At 67.5% G+C, this 18,042-nt stretch carries 16 protein-coding genes; 13 read left to right on the top strand and 3 right to left on the bottom strand.

Annotation, left to right across the window (positions count from 1 at the left end):
* Positions 1 to 80: 80 nt before the first annotated feature.
* The 6 genes from GQ57_RS16070 (at position 81) to GQ57_RS16095 (ending at position 7,787) form a co-directional block, all read left to right on the top strand.
* Positions 81 to 1,580, top strand: coding sequence for a ferritin-like protein (locus tag GQ57_RS16070; RefSeq protein ID WP_235215076.1), 1,500 nt, complete (start codon positions 81 to 83; stop codon positions 1,578 to 1,580).
* 9 nt (positions 1,581 to 1,589) lie between these two features.
* Complete coding sequence (locus GQ57_RS16075) at positions 1,590 to 3,026, top strand: hypothetical protein (protein WP_031402449.1); 1,437 nt, start codon at positions 1,590 to 1,592, stop codon at positions 3,024 to 3,026.
* Complete coding sequence (locus tag GQ57_RS16080) at positions 3,016 to 3,879, top strand: hypothetical protein (RefSeq protein WP_034198383.1); 864 nt, start codon at positions 3,016 to 3,018, stop codon at positions 3,877 to 3,879. Before GQ57_RS16075 ends, GQ57_RS16080 begins: the two co-directional genes overlap by 11 nt.
* Complete coding sequence (locus GQ57_RS16085) at positions 3,869 to 5,281, top strand: radical SAM/SPASM domain-containing protein (protein ID WP_031402447.1); 1,413 nt, start codon at positions 3,869 to 3,871, stop codon at positions 5,279 to 5,281. Before GQ57_RS16080 ends, GQ57_RS16085 begins: the two co-directional genes overlap by 11 nt.
* 14 nt (positions 5,282 to 5,295) lie before the next feature.
* Complete coding sequence (gene qhpG / locus GQ57_RS16090; RefSeq protein WP_152603273.1) at positions 5,296 to 6,816, top strand: flavin-dependent monooxygenase QhpG; 1,521 nt, start codon at positions 5,296 to 5,298, stop codon at positions 6,814 to 6,816.
* Positions 6,817 to 7,265: 449 nt separating this feature from the next.
* Positions 7,266 to 7,787: an RrF2 family transcriptional regulator gene (locus GQ57_RS16095; RefSeq protein WP_034198385.1), complete on the top strand. Its 522-nt coding sequence runs from the start codon at positions 7,266 to 7,268 to the stop codon at positions 7,785 to 7,787.
* Positions 7,788 to 7,846: 59 nt separating this feature from the next.
* Here the strand turns inward: GQ57_RS16095 and GQ57_RS16100 are convergent, their stop codons facing one another.
* Together GQ57_RS16100 and GQ57_RS16105 are read right to left on the bottom strand one after the other, a co-directional pair.
* Positions 7,847 to 9,052 (bottom strand): NAD(P)/FAD-dependent oxidoreductase, encoded by a 1,206-nt coding sequence (locus tag GQ57_RS16100; RefSeq protein ID WP_034198438.1) that lies wholly within the window; start codon positions 9,050 to 9,052, stop codon positions 7,847 to 7,849.
* 369 nt (positions 9,053 to 9,421) lie between these two features.
* Positions 9,422 to 10,342 (bottom strand): AraC family transcriptional regulator, encoded by a 921-nt coding sequence (locus GQ57_RS16105; protein WP_031402443.1) that lies wholly within the window; start codon positions 10,340 to 10,342, stop codon positions 9,422 to 9,424.
* 139 nt (positions 10,343 to 10,481) lie between these two features.
* Between GQ57_RS16105 and GQ57_RS16110 the strand changes: the two genes are divergently transcribed.
* The 5 genes from GQ57_RS16110 (at position 10,482) to GQ57_RS16130 (ending at position 14,825) form a co-directional block, all read left to right on the top strand.
* Entirely contained in the window at positions 10,482 to 11,447 is a 966-nt protein-coding gene (locus tag GQ57_RS16110) for an SDR family NAD(P)-dependent oxidoreductase (protein WP_031402442.1), read from the top strand.
* Between the two features lie 332 nt (positions 11,448 to 11,779).
* Entirely contained in the window at positions 11,780 to 12,184 is a 405-nt protein-coding gene (locus GQ57_RS16115; RefSeq protein ID WP_034198386.1) for a glyoxalase superfamily protein, read from the top strand.
* A gap of 356 nt (positions 12,185 to 12,540) precedes the next feature.
* A complete protein-coding gene (locus GQ57_RS16120; protein ID WP_160257526.1) occupies positions 12,541 to 13,422 on the top strand; it encodes an endo alpha-1,4 polygalactosaminidase in 882 nt (293 codons plus the stop codon).
* A gap of 411 nt (positions 13,423 to 13,833) precedes the next feature.
* Positions 13,834 to 14,223 carry a hypothetical protein gene (locus GQ57_RS16125; protein ID WP_152603274.1) on the top strand — a complete coding sequence of 130 codons (390 nt, stop codon included), beginning with the start codon at positions 13,834 to 13,836 and terminating at the stop codon, positions 14,221 to 14,223.
* A gap of 152 nt (positions 14,224 to 14,375) precedes the next feature.
* On the top strand, positions 14,376 to 14,825 hold the full coding sequence (locus GQ57_RS16130) for a CBS domain-containing protein (protein WP_031402439.1): 450 nt from the start codon (positions 14,376 to 14,378) through the stop codon (positions 14,823 to 14,825).
* Between the two features lie 58 nt (positions 14,826 to 14,883).
* On the opposite strand, the gene GQ57_RS16135 is transcribed toward GQ57_RS16130, so the two are convergent.
* Positions 14,884 to 16,497: a bifunctional aminoglycoside phosphotransferase/ATP-binding protein gene (locus GQ57_RS16135; protein WP_034198387.1), complete on the bottom strand. Its 1,614-nt coding sequence runs from the start codon at positions 16,495 to 16,497 to the stop codon at positions 14,884 to 14,886.
* 439 nt (positions 16,498 to 16,936) lie between these two features.
* Between GQ57_RS16135 and GQ57_RS16140 the strand changes: the two genes are divergently transcribed.
* Both GQ57_RS16140 and GQ57_RS16145 read left to right on the top strand, forming a co-directional pair.
* Positions 16,937 to 17,404, top strand: coding sequence for a hypothetical protein (locus tag GQ57_RS16140; protein WP_034198388.1), 468 nt, complete (start codon positions 16,937 to 16,939; stop codon positions 17,402 to 17,404).
* A 133-nt stretch (positions 17,405 to 17,537) separates the two neighbouring features.
* Positions 17,538 to 18,008 carry a universal stress protein gene (locus GQ57_RS16145; protein ID WP_031402436.1) on the top strand — a complete coding sequence of 157 codons (471 nt, stop codon included), beginning with the start codon at positions 17,538 to 17,540 and terminating at the stop codon, positions 18,006 to 18,008.
* The last annotated feature ends 34 nt before the right edge of the window (positions 18,009 to 18,042 follow it).

Below are 18,042 nucleotides of genomic sequence, written 5' to 3' on the forward strand. Positions count from 1 at the left end.
CCGGCCATTCCCTGTAGTGCTGCACGACCCTCTTTTTCAGACGCAGGTAATAATAAGGAGCGGCAATGCAATCTCTCAGATTGTGGCGGCATCTCGCGCCCGGCGGTTCATCCCAGGAGCGGCTTGCGCTTGGCGAGCCGGTCGACGAAGACTTCATCAAGCATGAGCTCTCGACGCGTGACTACGTCACCTATCTGCTGTCCATCGACGCGGAAATCGAGCATTGCCTGATGGTGCAGTACCTGTACGCGGGCTATTCGCTGGGCGGGCCGCAGGTGCCGGAGGCGTTTCGCGACACGGTCCGCAACTGGCAGGAAACCATCCTCGGCATTGCCAAGGAGGAGATGGGCCACCTGATCACGGTGCAGAACGTGCTGCGTCTGATCGGCTCGCCCCTGCATTTCGAGCGTGACGATTACCCGTGGGATACGCCGTTCTATCCGTTCCCTTTCATGCTCGAACCGCTGACGCTGGATTCGCTCGCGAAATACGTCTATACGGAGGCGCCGCTCGATTGGGACGGCGGCGAGCTGGGCGAGGATATCCGCCGACGCGTCGGAAATCAGGTGTCCAGGCCTCATAAGGTCGCCGAGCTGTTTCATACGCTGATTCCGCTCGTCAGGGACCATCTGCCGGACGATGTCTTCCAGGCCGACACCTACCGCTGCCAGGCGGATTTCGCCGAATGGGGACGCGGGTACAAGGGCGGCCACCGGGGCAGCGGCGGCGGTCGCTCGCTAGGCGGCACGCCGGACGTGCTCGTGATGCCCGCCACCTCGCGCGACGACGCGGTGAACGCGCTGGAAAAAATCTCCGAGCAAGGGGAGGCGCCCCACGGCAAGGAGCCCTCGCATTTCGCGCGCTTTTTGCGGATCTACGTCGAGATGCTTGCCGTCCTCGAAGGCGAGCTGTGCGGCGCCGACATCTGGCTTGCCGCACGCCCCGACGGTTTTCTCGAAGAAGTCTGGACGGAAGCCTATCCGGCAGCGGCGGCCGAGCTGCACGCGGCGAAGGTGGACGACACCTGGCGGCCCTCGCGGCCCGTTGCGGTCAATCCCTACGTGGCGCTCGATCCCGAGCTCGTGCGGGCACTGAACGGCGCACCCGCGACGCCCATCACCGAGACGGTGACAAAGCGGTGGGCGTCGCTGTTCAACCTGCGCTACCGCATGCTGCTGCAGTACCTGATCCACAGCTTTACGCTCTACGGCGGGCTCAATGCGGCCGGGCAGTTCACGCCGCGCGGCACGATCGTCAATGCGGCGTTCGGCGAGATGTACAACCTGCGTGCGCTCTCGGAGATCCTGATGCAGTCGCGCGTGTCGACTGCGGCGGATGCGCCGCTCGCGGGGCCGCCGTTCCAGATGCCCTATACGCTCGACAGTCCGTTCGGCGAGGCAAACCGCTGGCGCGGGCACCTCGATCTGCTCGCGGCCTCGGAGAACCTCGTGGTGGACTTGCTGGCCAGGACCGATGCCGCGCGCCATCCGTATTTGCTCAGTCTGCGCGAAGCCGACAAGAGCCTGGCGGCTGTCGCCCGGCGCATCCTGTCCGGCGGCGTCGACCCGGCGTTACTCTAGGAGCCGCACATGCCGATACTGGAACTCCGGATTCTGCCGCCCGTCGCGGTCGGCAGGCTGGGCGCCGCGGCCACGCCGCTGGAAGCGTTCGACCTCGTCGTCGATCCCGACAAACCGCTCGACTTTCGACGCATCGTGCCGCAGACCACGCTGGAGGTGGATCCCGAAAGCGGCGAGATCGTGAAGGCCTATGTGCCCGACACGATTCGCTTCAAGGACGAGAACAGGAAAGTGCGGCCTGTCGCGCCGTTTCTCGAAGTGTTTGCGCGCACGAGCGAGGCGCCCCATACGCTGCAGCCGCTCACGCTGCAATTGCTCGCGAAGGAACAACTCGATCTCGACGCCCTGCACTGGGATATCCATCTGGGCAACATCAAGATCTACCGCCGCACCAACGATGCGAACGACAAGATCTACGCGAACCTGACCGGCCTCAAGGATCACAAGCGGCACGCGATGCAAGGCCATTGCGAGCACTTTCGCGAGGGGCGGCATCTTCCGCTCGGCCAGGTCCAGTTCGTCAAGCCGACGGCGCAGTTCCCCGAGATCCGCCTGCGCTACACCCCTGCCGCCGGCATCGTGTACGGCACGCGGCTGGTGCGCCGCACTTCGGACAAGGAACGCGAAGACGAACTGAAGCCCGATCCCGTCATCGATCGCGACGATCTGCTGCTCTACGCGGAGAAGCCCGGCAAGTGGCTCGGCTTCAGGGAGGCGGACGGCCCCACGAAGGAGCATCCCGCGCCGACCAACCCCGCGCAGATTTTTGCCGGATACGCCGACAAGGACGGCAATCAGGTCAGCTGGGGCTATCTCGACGACGAATGCGACGGCCACGTGCAGGTCGTGCTGACGAGGAAGGACGGCTCCACGCTGCGCGCGCACGGCTATATCGGCGCCGGGCCGCCGGCCTATGCGCCCGACACCATGCCGGTGCGCGTGGTGTCCGACGAGATGGAGCAGATCCTCCACGGCATCCGCGTCCCGGAAGAGGGCGTATCGATCGACGAAGCCACGGAGATCGTCCTGCGTGCGCTCGAAACGATCCGCCTCATGAACACCGCCGTCATGAACGGCAACCCGGTCAACGGCAGGCTCAACGTCGCGAGCACGATGGTGCGGCAGAACACGGCCGACTTCGAGCGCTATTACGAGCCGATCGCCGCCGAATCGATCGTCGACAATCTCGCGCTGCGTGCGCTGCACGAGCGCGTGTTCAGCACGCTGGCGGCGGGTGGCGCGCCGTGGTTCGCCAAGCTGATGCGCCAGCCCGAGGACATCGGCGACCTGACCGCCGAGGGCTTGCGCAAGATGCCGGCCCTGATGCGCGGGGCGGATGGCCGCAGCCTGACGCTCACGCGCCGCCACATCAACCTGGTGATCAAGGCGGCGCGAGACGCGATGTTCGGACAACCTGATCCGAAGGGAGACAAGCATGTCGGCTAACGATCCGAACGTTCCGAAAGACCGCGAGCAACCCGGCAACGGCGAGATCCGCGCGTCCAACCTGACCGCGCAGATTCACCATCGCGGCGTGGGCAACCCGGTCTCGGTGCTGCCGCGCACGGCGATTTCGAATTGCTTCCCGGGCCTTGAGTTCGATTTCCGCAATTTCTGGCGGCGCGCATTCGTCGGCATCACCCTCGTCGAGAACAACAACTACGTCATCGATGCGGAGCCGGGCTACGAGCATCTCAAGTCGCGCCGCCTGCTGAGCTTCGACGGCCACAAGGTCGGCACGATGGTCCTCACGAAAGGGCCGGTGCTGCCAGGCGGGGATCCTGTCACGCTGGCGAGCGTGCCCAACCCCAATGCGGTGTCGTTCATGGAGTGGTCGAACTCCATCGCCCGCATCGTGCATTTGCAGGGCAAGCCGGTCGAATGCGAATTCACGGCTCACGAGAACGCGCTGGAAGAGGTGTACTACGACCACGGCAAAACCGAGACGCTGAAGGTGACGCTCACGCTGCGGCGCTTTTTCGAGGGCGACACCGCCAGCTTCAACCTCGAGATGCTGAAGCCGGGCGAGCTGACGCAAGGCCTCTGCGCGCCCTGGCAGAACGACTATCGCGAATGCGCGTGCTACTACTGGGCCGCGTCGCGACCCGATTTCGTCAATGTCGAGCCGGGCGACGACGGGCTGGCGCGCGGCGACATGTGGTTCTCCAAGCGCCGCACGGGCACCTACGTGCCGGACAATCGCGTCGACACACGGTTGTGGTCCTACGACGATCTGTTCCGGTCCTGGCAGGAGGATCTGCAGTTCGTGATCCGCGGCAAGGATGCCGATGAAACCTGACCGCGCTGTCGAGCCGCTCGCGCCGCTGGCCTCGGCGATGGCGGCGCACATCGTCGAGGCGTCGCGCCCGCGGCATCCCGGAATCCACATGGTCGAGGATGCGGAGGGCGCGCAACTGTTGCTCGTGAACGGAAGCCGCCTGTTTCATGTGCCGCACGATCTGCATGACGCGTTTCAGGCGGCGCTCGAGGACGGGGATGCGCAGGCCGTCGACTCGCTGGTCGCGAGCCGCGGGCTCGACATGCGCCCGGCGATCGGCGACGAGCCTTTGACCGAGATGCCGGTGCACGCGCTGTCGCTTGCCGTCGCGCAGAAATGCAACCTCGGCTGCACCTATTGCTACGCCCAGCAAGGGGAGTTTGGCGGCAAGGCGAAGAACATGCCGCTCGAAACCGCGCTGGCGGCAGTCGACCTGCTGATCGAGCAGGCGAGCGAGGGCGGCAAGATCAATCTTGCGTTCATGGGCGGTGAGCCGCTCGCCAATCGCGCGGTGCTGCGCGCGGCGACCGTCCACGCGCGGGAGCGCGCCGATGCCCGCGGAATCCGATGCCAGTTTTCCGTGACGACGAACGGTAGCCTGCTGCAGGAAGACGACGGGGCGTTCTTCGAAGAGCACGGCTTCGCGGTCACCGTCAGCCTCGACGGCCCCGCGCCCGTGCATGACCGCTTGCGTCCGTTCAAGGGCGGCATGGGTTCGTTCGATCACATCGTCGAGCGCGTCACGCCGTTGCTTGCGCGCCAGCGGCGCATGCAGGTCTCGGCGCGCGTGACCGTCACGCCGTTCAATCTCGATTTGCCGAGTACGCTCGATACTTTCGTCGACATGGGGTTCCACAGCGTCGGCTTCTCGCCGCTGCTGCGCGCGTCGAACGGCCGCGCGGAAATGGGCCCGGCCGATATGGCAGACATGCTGCAAGGGATGATCGCCTGCGGGCTCGCGTTCGAGCAAAAGGTCATGCGCGGGGAGCGCTACCCGTTCTCGAACATGCAGAACGCGCTGCGCGAAATCCAGCGCGGCACGCATCGGCCGTATCCGTGCGGCGCCGGGGCGGGGTACTTCGGCGTCTCCGCCGATGGCGAGCTGGCGGCGTGTCACCGCTTCGTCGGCGACGAGGCCGGCGTCATGGGGCATCTCTCCACGGGCGTCGATCAGGCGCGCCAGACGATCTGGCTCGCCGAGCGTCACGTGCACCAGCAACAGCCCTGCAATGGATGTTGGGCGCGCTATCTTTGCGGCGGCGGATGCCATCACGAGGTCCTCGAGCGCGGACGCAGCGCCTGCGATTACATCCGCGGCTGGCTGCACTATGCAATCGGCGCGCACGGCAGGCTCGCGCGCCATGCGCCGGCCTGGTATGCCGGTTCGCCCGGCGCGTCGTCCAGCGGTGCGGGAACGGCGTGAATCGCGCGTTCGACATGCTCGTGACCGGCGCCGGTCCCGCCGGCCTGTGCGCGGCGCTTCGCCTGAACCATCTCGGGCATCGCGTGCTGCTCGTCGAGCGAAGCCCGCTATGGCCTCGTCCGCAGATCGGGGAAGCGCTGACGCCGGGTGTCAGAAACATCATCGGCTACCTCGACGCGGACGAGGCGCTCGAATCCGTTCCCATCCTCGCAGGCAAGCCCACGCGCGTACGCTGGACGAGCGAATCGATCGAGACGGTGGCGCACGACGGCGCCGTCGTGGAGCGCGCCGCATTCGACGCGGCGCTGCTGCGCCTGGCCGTGGCGCGCGGCGTGGAAGTGCTGCGGCCGGCGAACCTCGTGCAAGTCGACGGAGCGCCCGGCGCCTGGCGCGTGCAAATCGCTACGCCCGACGGGCTGCGGAACGTCGACGCGCACGTGCTGCTCGATGCCCGGGGCCGGCAGAGCCGGCGCGAGCCGCAGCGCTTGCACGCGCGTCGGCTGTCCACGGTATGGGCCGAAGCCGCGATGGAAACACCGGCTGCGCATGCCGATGCCGCCACGCGCGTGGATGCGCTCGATGACGGATGGATGTGGGGCGCTGCGCTGCCGGGCGGCCGTTACCGCGTCATGTTCACGTTCGATCCCGCCGCGCGGGACGACGCGCTCGAACGCGAGCCGGAGTCCGTGTTGCGCAACGCCTGCACGCAAAGCGCGTTGTTCAAGGACATGGCAGGTTTGCCCTGGTGCGATCCGCCGCGCATGTGCGCATCGACGCCCTACGTCGATGCGCTCTCCTGGCAGGACGGACGCATCAGGCTCGGCGACGCGGCCTTCGCGCTCGACCCGATCTCGTCCTCGGGTGTCGAGAAGGCGATGCGCTTCTCGCTCCAGGCCGCCATCGCGATCAACACGTGGTGCCGGGCAAGCGATGCCTCGGAGCGCGAACTGGCGCAGCGCTTTTACGAATCGCGCCTGATCGAAAGCGCGGGGCGTCACCTCGCATGGACCGCCGGGTACTACCGTCAGGCGTGGTGCGCCGAATCGCCTTTCTGGCGCCTGCGCTCGACGCCCGCGTTGACGTCCGATACGGTTGCGACGTCCTCGCTCGGCGACGAAACCGCGGCGCGCCTGGAACTCATGACGCGGGCGCTGCAGGACGAATGGGCGCGCGTGCCGTCGGACCAGCCCCAGTCCAGCGAACCCGCGCCTCCGTTTCCCTTGGACAGTCCGATCCGCTTCGCCCGCAACACCGGCATTGTCGTGGTGCCTTGCGCGACCGGCGACCGCGTCACCGCGCATCCCGCCTTGCAGCATCCGAGTCTTGATCGACCCGTCGCGTTCTGGAACGGCGTGGCGCTGCTTCCGCTCCTCGACATGCTGACGCGGGCAACGCATCCGCTCGAATTGATCGCGGTTCTCGGCAGATCGATGGAAGCGGCCAGGGCGCAACAGCTGCTCGAGTGGCTGTGGAGCAAGCAAATGGTCGAGGCCGTTGTCTTCGGCGCGGGAGGAGGCGATCTCGCGCATGCGTGAGCGCAGCTCTGGGCGAGCGTCCTTGACGCTTCCGTAGTACTGAACGCTGCGCGGTTGCTGCACGAGACGACAGGCCCGCCTCATCGTCAATCCGTAGTGGCTCACCACGTAATCCACTGCGTCTCTCCTCAGCGCGAGGCGGACCATACATGCGCTGGATCTGCTGCTTTACCGCGACGCATGCGAGTTGTTCGCCGCCAGGCAGTGACGTCGGGACGGGCGACTTGCCGGCAGGCGAGGCGCCCCCGGTCGCATGGCGGCCTTCGCGTTTGAGCAATCTGGCCCTTCAGCGGAAGGTGCCGCCGCCCGACCGGCCTTGGCGAAAATGTTGCGACTCCCGGCCGGCCCTCATCAGCGCGGGGGCGTCAGGCTCGAAACGCGACGTCTTGCAACGATCCACCGATCCTTATACGCTTTATACTCCGACATTTCAGGTCTTAGTTAAAGCGATGTCTTTCATCAGCACAGGCGTGGAGTACGGATTGCATTGCCTCATATACCTCGCGGATCCGTCCGCCGGGGTGAGGGGGGCGAGCGTACGCGATCTGGCGGAACTTCAGGGCGTCTCCGGCGAGTACTTGGCCAAGCTGTTCACCAAGCTCGCCAAGGCGGGCATCGTCACCGCCACCGAGGGCGTGCGAGGCGGCTTCACGCTGGCGCGCGCGGCCGATCGCATCACGGTCCTCGACGTCGTCGAGGCGATCGATGGCGACAAGCCGCTCTTCGACTGCCGGGAGATTCGCTCCCGTTGTGCGGTGTTCGGCGAAACGGCGCCGGCATGGGCGACGCGCGGCGTCTGCTCGATTCACGCGGTGATGCAGGCGGCAGAGAAGAGTATGCGCGAGGAACTCGAGAAACACACGCTGGCCGGCCTCGCGGACCGCACGATGGCGAAAGCGCCCGCCAGCTTTGGCGATCATGTCGTGAATTGGCTCAACGACCGCGCGGCCTCGCGGCGACACGAAGGCTGAATGCTTCAGCGTCCACGCGCCGGATAACGCGCGTGGGCGCTCACTGCCCGGTGCCTGCCTCAGGCCACGACGATGCGACGAGGATCGGCCGCGGCAAGCGCTTCGTCTCGGTTAGCGGCCGGCGGATAAATCCACTCGGTGTTGATGCGGTGCTTGAGCGCCTTCGCCTCGGCACCCGTCATCTTGACTTCGCGCTCCCAGCCTTCCGTGTAGACCGCGCCCCACGGGCCGAGGTCCAGGCACGTGACGTATTTCGGCTGACTGTACGCGACGAGATCGGCGCCCGTCAGGTCTGCCGCGACGTTGTGTCCCGCCGCGCGGCCGAGGTTCATCGCGTGCTGGCACGACATCATCGCGTAGTTGCCTTCGTCGTCCGTGGCGGCATAGGCGACGTCACCCGTCGCGAATACGTTGTGCACGCCCTTGACGCGCAAGTCGCGATCCACGTGCAGGCGGCCGAACGCGTCGCGCTCGGCCGGAATCTGCCCGGTCAGCGCGCTTGCGCGAACGCCGGCGGTCCAGATCACGGTCTTCGCGTCGATGCGATTCCCGTCGGAAGTCATCAAGCCGTCGGCGTCGATCGACGTTACTCCCGTGCCAAGCCGCCACGTCACGCCGAGTTCGCCGAGCGCATCCTCGATGACGGGCCGGGGTCGCGGCCCGAGATCGGGGCCGAGTTCCACGTTTCGCTCGACGACGATGACGTTCACGTCGGCGGCGTCGCCCAGCACGGCGCGCAGTCGCGCCGGCATCTCGGCGGCGGTTTCGATGCCCGTGAAGCCGCCGCCCACGACGACGACGGTATTGCGCGCCGGCGTGTCGGGAAGGGCTGCGAGGCGCTCGATATGCCGTTCAAGGGCTGTTGCTTCGTCAACCTGATCGACGCTGAACGCATATTCGGCCAGGCCCGGAATCTCGGGACGAAACAGCTTGCTGCCGGCGGCCAGGACCAGCCGGTCGTAAGCGAGCGTCGACTGGCTGCCATCGGCGCCGAGCACATCGACTGTGTCGCGCTCGACGTGAATGCGCTCGACGGTGCCCTGAATGAACCTGACGCCAACCGCGCCGAAGATCTCGGCAAGCGGCGCGCGCATGTTGGCCGGACCGACTTCATAAAGACGGGGACGCACGTGCAGATGCGGGTCGGGCGCGATCAACGCGATTTCCACGTCGGTGTTGCGTTGCTCATCGAGTAGACGAGCGGCGCTCAGTGCACTCCACATGCCGGCAAACCCGGCTCCCACAATCAAAATACGTTTCGACATCGATTTGCTCCTGGGTTGCGGCATGAGTTCCGCCTGGCACTAACCCCGTATCGATGCGGGTTCCAGTGGCGGATCACGCGTTGGAAGCGGCGCGTCATCACGCCCGGTAACTGCGATTCTATGAGTCGTAGTTTGATCGTGCAAGAAGTTTTTGCCGCGCCGGAAGAGGGCGCGGCGGAATTCCCGGGCTGTCGGGAGCTAGCCATTTTTCAAATGGCCTTGTCGCGCCTCGGTCGGCGTTCGGGTGGCCGGTGCCGGCCTTTGCGCAGCAGCGAGAAGCGAGAATGCCGCGTCCGGTCGGCAGCCACGTCGCGCAATCGAAGCAGGCTCGGTGCGCCGACGAAAGCGGCGGCAACCGGGGCCGCGACTTTATTCTTCCTGCAGCGTCGTCATGTCGAGACGGTAGGCGCGCGGCGAGCACCCCACGATTCGCTTGAACGCGTGTCCGAACGCGCTATCCGAGTCGTAGCCGAGCGTCTGCGCGATCGTCGAAATCGCGGCATGCGAGCGTCGCAGTTCGCGCATCGCGAGCTGCATCCGCCAGCGCAGCACGTATTCGAGCGGGCCGAATCCCAGCCGCCGCTTGAAATGCAGCGCGAACGTCGAGCGCGATACGTGACAGCAGGTTGCGAGCTCATCGACGGTCCAGCGCCGTGCGGGGGCCGCGTGAATCGCGGCGAGCGCCGCGCTCACCCGCGAATCGGCGAAGCCGGCCAGCCATCCGGCGTCGCCGCTCGCGCCTTCGTCCACGTAGCGGCGCAGGATCTGCACCAGCATCATGTGTCCGAGATACCGAACCATCAACGACCCGCCCGGCGGCGACGCGCCGAACTCATGCGCGAGCTGCTGCAGCGCCCAGCGCAGCACCGCCGCCTGGCCGGAGTCGCCGCTCACGATCACCACCGGCGGCAAGCTGCCGAGCAGCAGCGGCATGCCTTCCTCGTACGAGAAGCGGCCGCCGATCAGGAAGCAATTCGTCGGCTCGCCATGGTGCGCGATCCCGCGTTCGAGATGCCGGTAAACATCGGCGGCGGGCACCGGCGCGACCGACGGGTCGCTCGCCAGCGAGAATGCCCGCGGCGACGCGAGCAGAAAGCAGTCGCCCGTGCTCAGGCGGACGGGCGGCCCCGCGCCGTCGACGGTCAGCCAGCAATGCCCTTCCACGACCGCGTTGAACTTGATCCCTTCCGGCGGGGGAAGGGCCACGGCCCACTCGCCGCCGGCACGCAGGCCGGTGAAATACGAGTCGCGCGTTTCCAGCAGCGACAGCACTTCCGATAGCGGGTCCATCCGTCACCCCCGGACGATCTCGACAGAAAAGCGGATTCTATTGCATTCACAGTCCGGAGGTGCGGCCGGAGAATGATCTCGTGCAGCGACGCGGCCGACGGGCGGCCGCGCGCTTCGCGCATCGTTCGAGGAGTGTTCCATGACGAGCAGGCAGCAACCCCTTCATGCCGGATTCGGCGCCGCATCGACGGCCGGCGACGTACTGGCCGGCCTGGACCTTGGCGGCAAGATCGCGATCGTGACGGGCGGACATTCGGGCCTCGGCCTGGAAACGACACGGGCGCTGGCGCAGGCCGGTGCGCACGTCGTCGTCGGCGCGCGCAGCCCCGATGCCGCGCGCGAAGCGACGCGCGGCATCGCCGGCGTGACGTGCGCGGCGCTCGACCTCGCCGACCTCGCCAGCGTGGCCGCGTTCGCCGCGCAGATCGTCGACGCGCGGCGCGACGTGCATGTCGTGATCAACAGCGCGGGCGTCATGGCATGCCCCGAGACGCGCGTCGGCGACGGCCTCGAAATGCAGATGGCCGTCAACCATCTCGGCCACTACGCGCTGGTGAACCGGTTGTGGCCGGTACTCGCGCATGGCCACGGCGCGCGCGTGGTCGCGGTGTCGTCGCTCGGGCACCGGCTATCGCCGATCCGCTGGGACGATGTCCAGTTCGCGCGCGGCTACGACAAGTGGCTCGCATACGGCCAGTCGAAGACGGCCAACGCGTTGTTCGCGGTGCAGCTCGATGCGCTTGGCGCGCCGTTCGGCGTGCGCGCCTTTTCGCTGCATCCGGGCAAGATCGCGACGCCGCTGCAGCGGCACCTGACACGCGCGGAGATGATGGCGCAGGGCTGGGTGGACGAGCACGGCGTGCCGATCGATCCGACGTTCAAGACACCTGCGCAGGGCGCGGCAACCCAGGTGTGGGCGGCAACGTCGGCTCGCCTCGCGGGTCTCGGCGGCGTCTACTGCGAGGATTGCGATGTCGCGGCGATCGCGCACGGCGACGAGGAAGCCGGCGTGCGGCCGTACGCGATCGATCCCGGTGAAGCGGCGCGGTTGTGGGCGTGGTCGGCGGCATCGACGGGCGTCGATGCGTTCGCGGCACGCGGCTGACGGGCCGGGTTGCCGGCTTCGCATCCGTTCGGCAACCGCTTTGAACACGGGAAGGCGGGCGCAAGGTATCCGTCGCGCATCCGGACGGAAGTGAAAGACCGGCGCAGCCAGTTTCGCGGCGGTTGCCGATCCGGTCGGGATCCGGATGTCGCGGCATCGCGGCGGGGCATGCTTGGGCTCGCCGCGACTTTCTGATATCGTTTCGAGCGCGCCGCAGCCATGCTGCGCGCCGCCTACCATGCGGACACCGCTCCGCTTGACGAGAGACCACGCACGCTGTCGATAAGCACCGCCTTGCGGGCTGCCTCTGGCTCATTCGATGGAGTGTCGATATGGAAACCGCTTTGTCTTCGCCGCATGGCGTCAGCTTCGGACGACTCGCACCCGGTATCGGAGTGCGGGACATCAGCCGAAGCCTTGCGTTCTACCGCGATGTACTGGGTTTCAACACGGTGTTCGAGAACGGGAATCCCGTCGGGTTCGTGATCCTGAAGAAGGACCACGCCGAACTGCATCTGTCGCAGAACAAGAACCACAAGGCGTCGGTCAATAACGTCGCGCACCTGATGGTTGACGATGCAACCGTCCTCTACGAGCACTGCGTGGCCTGCAATGTCCGGATCATCAAGACGCTGCGCGATGCCGACTTCGGGCTCAGGTGTTTCGTGCTGGCGGACCCCGACGGGAATCGCATCGATATCGGCCAGGTTCTCCCGCCCTCGGGCGACGCGGCCTGATCGCCGCGGATCGGCACACATCCGTCAGCGTCTTGCGCGCCCCGTGGCCGCCGTTCCATCGAGCGCGGCCACGGGCGTCTGACGCTTCGGCCGTTGCGCCCCTTCATGCACTGAATGTCCGGTTTTTTGCCGCATGAAGGGGCGCCCGATTTCTCGATCCGCGAACGGTAAGCGCGGCCCGCCGCGCTAACAAAAATCGACAAAACGGAACAGTCGAATCCGACGCGCCCGCCTACCATCCGGACGTGCTTCGCGCATCGCCGCGGTGCCGGCGGATGCGTTGCCTGCCGTCCGCCGCACGAGGCTCCCTCGCATCCCCGCATCCTGACAAGCCGCCAAGAGGCAAAGGACCCGCCATGTCTGCAAGATCGTTCGGTTCATTCGTGCTGATGCTGCTGCTTGCGGCATGCGGGGGTGACTCCGGCTCGTCCTTGTCCGGCACTTCCGTCGCGGAGGCCGCGGAGAGCGCGTCGCAGGCCGCGGCGTGGAAGCCGCTCGTGCCCGGCACGAGCTGGCAATGGCAGATCGACGGCAACACGATCAACGAGAAAGTGCTGGACGGCGTGAACAATCCCCGCAAGATGTACGACGTCGACATGGAGCTGACCGATGCCGACACGATCAAGCGTCTGAAGACGAAGGGCATCTACGTCGTGTGCTACATGGAGGTCGGCGGACGCGAGGACACCCGCGGCGATGCCGGCAAGTTTCCGGACAGCGTGCTCGGCAATCCGGTCGAAGGATACGAGGATTATGAGCGCTGGCTGGATATTCGGCAGACGACGATCCTGATGCCCCTGATGCTGGCGCGCCTCGACCAGGCGAAGAAAAAAGGCTGCGAGGGGATCGAGCCGGATCTCGACGACAGCTATCGTCAGGAGACGGGTTTTCCGCTGACGCGCGACGATCAGCTGCGGTACAACACGGCGCTGATTGCCGCCGCGCACGATCGCGGGATGTCGATGGGCCTCAAGAATGGCTCGGGCATCGCGGCCGCGATGGCGGCCGTGGCCGACTGGGCGCTCAACGAGCAATGCAACAGGTTCCACGAGTGCGGCGGATACGCGAGCTTCATCGCGCTGAACAAGCCCGTGTTCAACGTCGAGTACGCGCGTCCGGACGGCATGACGCTCGCCGATTTCTGTCCGGCGGACAATCAGGCCAATTTCGACGGGATTCTGAAACTGTCGAGCGACACGCTCTCGGCGCTGCCGCGCGCGGCCTGCCGGTTCGAGTGAGCGGCAAGGGGGCATGTTTCTCGTTTCGTTCGGCATGTCGCGCTGGCGGCGCGCGGTCATGCGTATGACCTGAAAATGGTTCGGAGTCCGGCATTGAATGGACAAAATGCCGCACATGCAAGGCTCGCCCGACATGACCACGGGAACCGGGCGGCGATGCATCGATCCGGCCGGCGCAAATGCGGCCGGATCGACAGGGCGTGTCACAGACAAGTGCACATACCGACACACGCCGCGGATTTTCATTAGACGAACCGGCGGCACTTTCGAGCGCCTGCACGCGCTTGATGACCTGCGTCAAGGTGGATTGTCCCGCAAGCGCGAAGATGGCTGTTCATGCATGCCGGTTGCGATCGGAGCCGGCATGTTCCGTGCCGTTTGCGTCTTCACGTTCATGATACGGATGCCATCATGCTTTCCCTGTTCACGGACACGCCGTATTACCGGAACGTTGCCCGTTCCGAAGAGCGGGCGTCGAACCTGCCGTCCGCCGCACCCCGCCCGAAGCCGCCGGTCGACGCCGGCGGCGATCGGTTGCTGAGTCCCCACGAGATCGCGATGCTGATGGTGCTCGCGAGCGAGCCGCGACGCCAGCAGGGCGACCCCGCCGACCTTCGCTGTCTCATCGATCGCGGCCTCGTTCGGCTGGATGCCGCGCCGCTTGCAGAGGCCCGCGCCCGCCTGTCGGACGACGGGTGCCAGATCGTGTTGCGCCTCGCCGAGTGCGATCGCCCCGGTCGCGACGGCGGCACCGCGTCACGACCGCACGCCGGGTCGCCACGGCCGCGGCGTCGCGCGTGACGTCGTATGGCGCCGCGCGCTGATCGGCCCGATCTCCGGCGGCGCGCCGGATTTTCCGTGATCTGCACCGGAAGCGAACAGGCACTCGCGACGACGCGGACGGACCGCGTCGCGCGTCGACGCGCCGTGTCGCTCCGGCCGGGAGAATGAACATGAATGCCGCGCTGCTCTGTACCCGCGATGTCGCGATGTGTTCCGCACGGACGACCGTCGTCGAGGCGGCCGCCATGATGCGCGACGCGCACGTCGGCGACCTGGTGGTCGTCCGTGACCGGGAAGGACGATGCGAGCCGGTTGGCATGCTGACCGACCGGGACATCGTGCTGGCCGTGGTCAGCCCCGACGCACCGGCCGGCGCGCTGTTCGTCGGCGACATCATGTCGGAACCCGTCGCGGTCGCGAACGTCGACGACGATATCTGGCTGCTCGCGAAGCGGATGCGCCAGTACGGCGTCCGTCGGCTGCCCGTCGTCGGCGACGGCGGCGAACTGGTCGGGATCGTCTCGCTCGACGATCTGCTTCACGCCGTCGCGACGCTGCTCGACGAGCTGCGCCTGGCGACGGCGCGCCAGTCGTATTTCGAGGAGAAGCAGCGCGGATGAGCCGGGACGCTCCGGTTTCCGTTGCGGCGCGCATGCGCTGCCTGCCGCGCGACGCGCGTCAGCGCGGCGTCAAGATGCGCGGCGCGTCAAGCAACGGCGCCCAGAACGCGCGGCTGTCGTAAGCCGCGACCTCGCACTCGGTTTCGAAGCGGATCGCGAGGGCGGCCTCGGGCCCGGTCAGCGGTTCGGCATGGTCGAGCTGTCGTGCCAGCACGGCCGTGTCGGCATCGGAGGCGTCGCGCCCGCGCGCGGCCCGGGCCGCGACACGCGAGACGAGCGTCGCCCGGCTCGCGGTGAAATCGAGAATCGCGACGCGCACGCCGAGCCGCGCGGCGAGCGAGAGGAAGGCGGTCCGGTTGCGCCGGAGCAGGAACGTCGCATCGACGATCGCGGTGTAGCCGCCGGCGAGTACCGTGCCGGCCTGCGAAAGCAGTCTTGCGTAGACGGCGTCGATCGCCGTGTCCGAATAGGCGGCCGGGGACAGCCGGGCCTCCGCCGGCGCGCCGGCGAAGCGCTTGCGTTCGTCGTCGCTGGACAGCCGGATGGCGCCGAGCCGTTCCGCCAGCGCACGGCTGGCGGCCGATTTGCCCGAGCCGGACATCCCGTGGCACAGCAGCAGCATCGGCTGCGCATGGCGCCGCTGCGCGGCCATGTCGGACGCCATCCGCAGATAGCGGCTGCGCGCCGCCTCGTCGCCGCGCAGCCGCGCGGTCAGCGCACGCACCAGCGCGCGATAGACGAAGTAGCACGGCAGCACGCCCAGTGCCGCATGGTCGCCGGTGCGGGCGAGCCAGCCGGACAGCAGGCGGTGCGCGCAATCGGCCCGCCCGCGCGCGGCGAAATCCATCCAGGCGAATGCGAGATCGCTGGCCACGTCGATCCAGCGCAGCGCATCGTCGAACTCGATGCAGTCGAACATCAGGATCCGGTTCCGCCAGCGGACGATGTTCTCGAGATGCAGGTCCCCGTGGCATGCGCGCACGAAGCCGTTCGCGTGCCGGTCGGCGAGCCGCGGCGCGATACGGGCCAGCTCGGCTTCGTACCAGCGGCGCAACGCGGCTTCGTCGGGCACCGCGACGTCGAGCGTGTCGCGCAACGCCAGGCATTGGGCCGCGACGCTCGCCGCGCTGCCCGGGTGGCCGCGAGGCGCATGGCGCGGCGCGTGCAGATGATGGCGGGCCAGCGTCCGGGCGAGCGCGTCCGCATCCGCGAGCCCCGCATCGTGCGACGCGCTGCGAACCGACAACATCGCCTGCGCATCGAACCGGCGCATGCGCACCACGTACTCGCCCGCCGCCACCTGGCGATGCCGGTGCGCGCCGGTCCGCACGGATGGGCCGAATGCGCTGCGCCGGCCGCGCGCGACGAGCGGCCAGACGTCGAGATACAGCGGGCCGGCGAGCGGCCGGTTGAGCGTGTACTCCGCGAGTGCGCAGCGGCGTCGCTGCGCGGGTCGCACGAGATCGACGAACGCGAAGCGAACGGGCTTGATGCGCTTGTACGCGTAACGCCCCGCCAGATACACGACGGACAGGTGGGTTTCGATCCGTTCGATCCGGCCGGCGGGGTGCGGATAGGTGGCGGGCCGGCGCAATGCGCGATCGAGTTGCGTGGCGGTTCGTCGCGCGGTGCCGCGACTCGGCGTGAACGACTGGCGGGGTGCTCGGGGCATGGTGAACGGATCGATGCGGCGCGCGCGTACCTGTCGCGGCGCCCGCGGGTTGGGGGCGAACGGGAACGGCAGGTTCCCGTCTGCTCGATGTCGCGGGATCGGGCCGTCGGGCCTCGCGCGACTTGTCCGACGAACCCTATTGCAGCCGACTGGAGCCGATCGGGGCTTGACGCGCATCAAGCGCGTCGATCCCGGGCGACCGGGCGGCTTGTCGCAGCCCGGCCGCCGCAGCCTCCCGTTTCGCCCGGTCCGTCGCGTGGCGGCGGACGCTTGATGCAGGTCAACCGGATTCCCGGTGACGGCAATACAGTCGATTCCAGCGCGTGCGACCTGCGGCGCGCGCCATGCGGCATGTTTGCCGCGACGCGACCGGAACGACGTCGCGGGCGATCATGCCGCTCGCTAGCGAGCGGTACGCGAAGGGTGCGAGGCATTGGCGATGAAACGACGGGTGTTGGCGGTCGGCGTGCTGCTTGCGTTGGGTGCGTGTGCCGGTGCTGCGTATGACGCCGCCTTCCGGTCGACGGAAACGCAATTGCTCGCGGCGCGTCAGGCCGCGACGCTGTCGTGCGGGACCGCCGCCGAATGCGATCGTGCGTGGCGTCTGGCGCGCCGCTATGTCGAAGCACATTCGTCGACCCGGATCACGCGCGCCGACGCGGACACGATCGAGACGGCGCCCCCGCTGCTGGCCGGCGAAGTCTATCTGTGGGCATCCCGCACGGCGTCGGGCGACGGCGCCTCGACGATCCGGCTCAAGGCGATGTGCAAGGGCATGTACGACAGCGATGGCGGCCCGGGCTGGCAATACGATGCATGCGCGACGAAGATCCTCGACATCGAGCAGGGCTTTGGGCCGTACGTGAACCCGTCGCGCTTGCCGGCCGCGCCGGCCGCTCCCCGGTAGATCGGCGTCGCGTGTTCCGGTTTTGCCGCGCTGGCGAACCGTTGACCTCCATCAACGCCCGCCTGCGGCGAACGCCGATGATGAAAGCCAGGCCGAACGCCGCCGGCGCGTCGGTTCATCCAGCGAGGTCGGTATGTACACGAACATCATGGTTGCCGTGGATGGGAGTCCGTCATCGAAACTGGCGCTCGACGAAGGCCTGAAGGTGGCGCGATCGTATGGCGCCCGCCTGTTCGCCGTGTTCGTCGTCGACAAGTCCCTGCTGATCACCTACGGCGGACGCATGGACCCGGACGCGATGCTCGACGAGATCCGGCGCGACGGTGCGTCGGTGCTGCGAGACGTGGAACGGACCATCGCGCACGCGGGCGTCAACGGCGAGACGGAACTCGTCGAGACCGAGATCGGCCAGAATGTCGCCGAGAGACTGCAGCGCTACGTCGACGACCGGTCGATCGATCTGGCCGTGATCGGTACGCACGGGCGCCGCGGGGTCCGGCGGCTGTTCCTCGGCAGCGTCGCCGAACGATTCCTGCGCGCGTCGAGCCGCCCGGTCCTGCTCGTGCGCGGCAGCGAAGCCGCACCGGCGGCGGCCGTCGCCTAGCGTGTTGCACGCGCCGGCGGGCGGCGGCGCGGCG

The organism is Burkholderia sp. MSh2 (assembly GCF_000731655.1).
Classification (GTDB): Bacteria; Pseudomonadota; Gammaproteobacteria; order Burkholderiales; family Burkholderiaceae; genus Burkholderia; species Burkholderia paludis.

What these genes read in the sequence shown, in the direction of transcription:
- GQ57_RS16125 (WP_152603274.1), top strand. Translation starts at nt 13,834, where the DNA reads ATGCTTTCCCTGTTCACGGACACGCCGTATTACCGGAACGTTGCCCGT.
- GQ57_RS16140 (WP_034198388.1), top strand. Translation starts at nt 16,937, where the DNA reads ATGAAACGACGGGTGTTGGCGGTCGGCGTGCTGCTTGCGTTGGGTGCG.
- GQ57_RS16080 (WP_034198383.1), top strand. Translation starts at nt 3,016, where the DNA reads ATGTCGGCTAACGATCCGAACGTTCCGAAAGACCGCGAGCAACCCGGC.
- GQ57_RS16110 (WP_031402442.1), top strand. Translation starts at nt 10,482, where the DNA reads ATGACGAGCAGGCAGCAACCCCTTCATGCCGGATTCGGCGCCGCATCG.
- qhpG (WP_152603273.1), top strand. Translation starts at nt 5,296, where the DNA reads ATGCTCGTGACCGGCGCCGGTCCCGCCGGCCTGTGCGCGGCGCTTCGC.
- GQ57_RS16100 (WP_034198438.1), bottom strand. Translation starts at nt 9,052, where the DNA reads ATGTCGAAACGTATTTTGATTGTGGGAGCCGGGTTTGCCGGCATGTGG.
- GQ57_RS16075 (WP_031402449.1), top strand. Translation starts at nt 1,590, where the DNA reads ATGCCGATACTGGAACTCCGGATTCTGCCGCCCGTCGCGGTCGGCAGG.
- GQ57_RS16130 (WP_031402439.1), top strand. Translation starts at nt 14,376, where the DNA reads ATGAATGCCGCGCTGCTCTGTACCCGCGATGTCGCGATGTGTTCCGCA.
- GQ57_RS16085 (WP_031402447.1), top strand. Translation starts at nt 3,869, where the DNA reads ATGAAACCTGACCGCGCTGTCGAGCCGCTCGCGCCGCTGGCCTCGGCG.
- GQ57_RS16095 (WP_034198385.1), top strand. Translation starts at nt 7,266, where the DNA reads ATGTCTTTCATCAGCACAGGCGTGGAGTACGGATTGCATTGCCTCATA.
- GQ57_RS16145 (WP_031402436.1), top strand. Translation starts at nt 17,538, where the DNA reads ATGTACACGAACATCATGGTTGCCGTGGATGGGAGTCCGTCATCGAAA.
- GQ57_RS16115 (WP_034198386.1), top strand. Translation starts at nt 11,780, where the DNA reads ATGGAAACCGCTTTGTCTTCGCCGCATGGCGTCAGCTTCGGACGACTC.
- GQ57_RS16120 (WP_160257526.1), top strand. Translation starts at nt 12,541, where the DNA reads ATGTCTGCAAGATCGTTCGGTTCATTCGTGCTGATGCTGCTGCTTGCG.
- GQ57_RS16135 (WP_034198387.1), bottom strand. Translation starts at nt 16,497, where the DNA reads ATGCCCCGAGCACCCCGCCAGTCGTTCACGCCGAGTCGCGGCACCGCG.
- GQ57_RS16105 (WP_031402443.1), bottom strand. Translation starts at nt 10,342, where the DNA reads ATGGACCCGCTATCGGAAGTGCTGTCGCTGCTGGAAACGCGCGACTCG.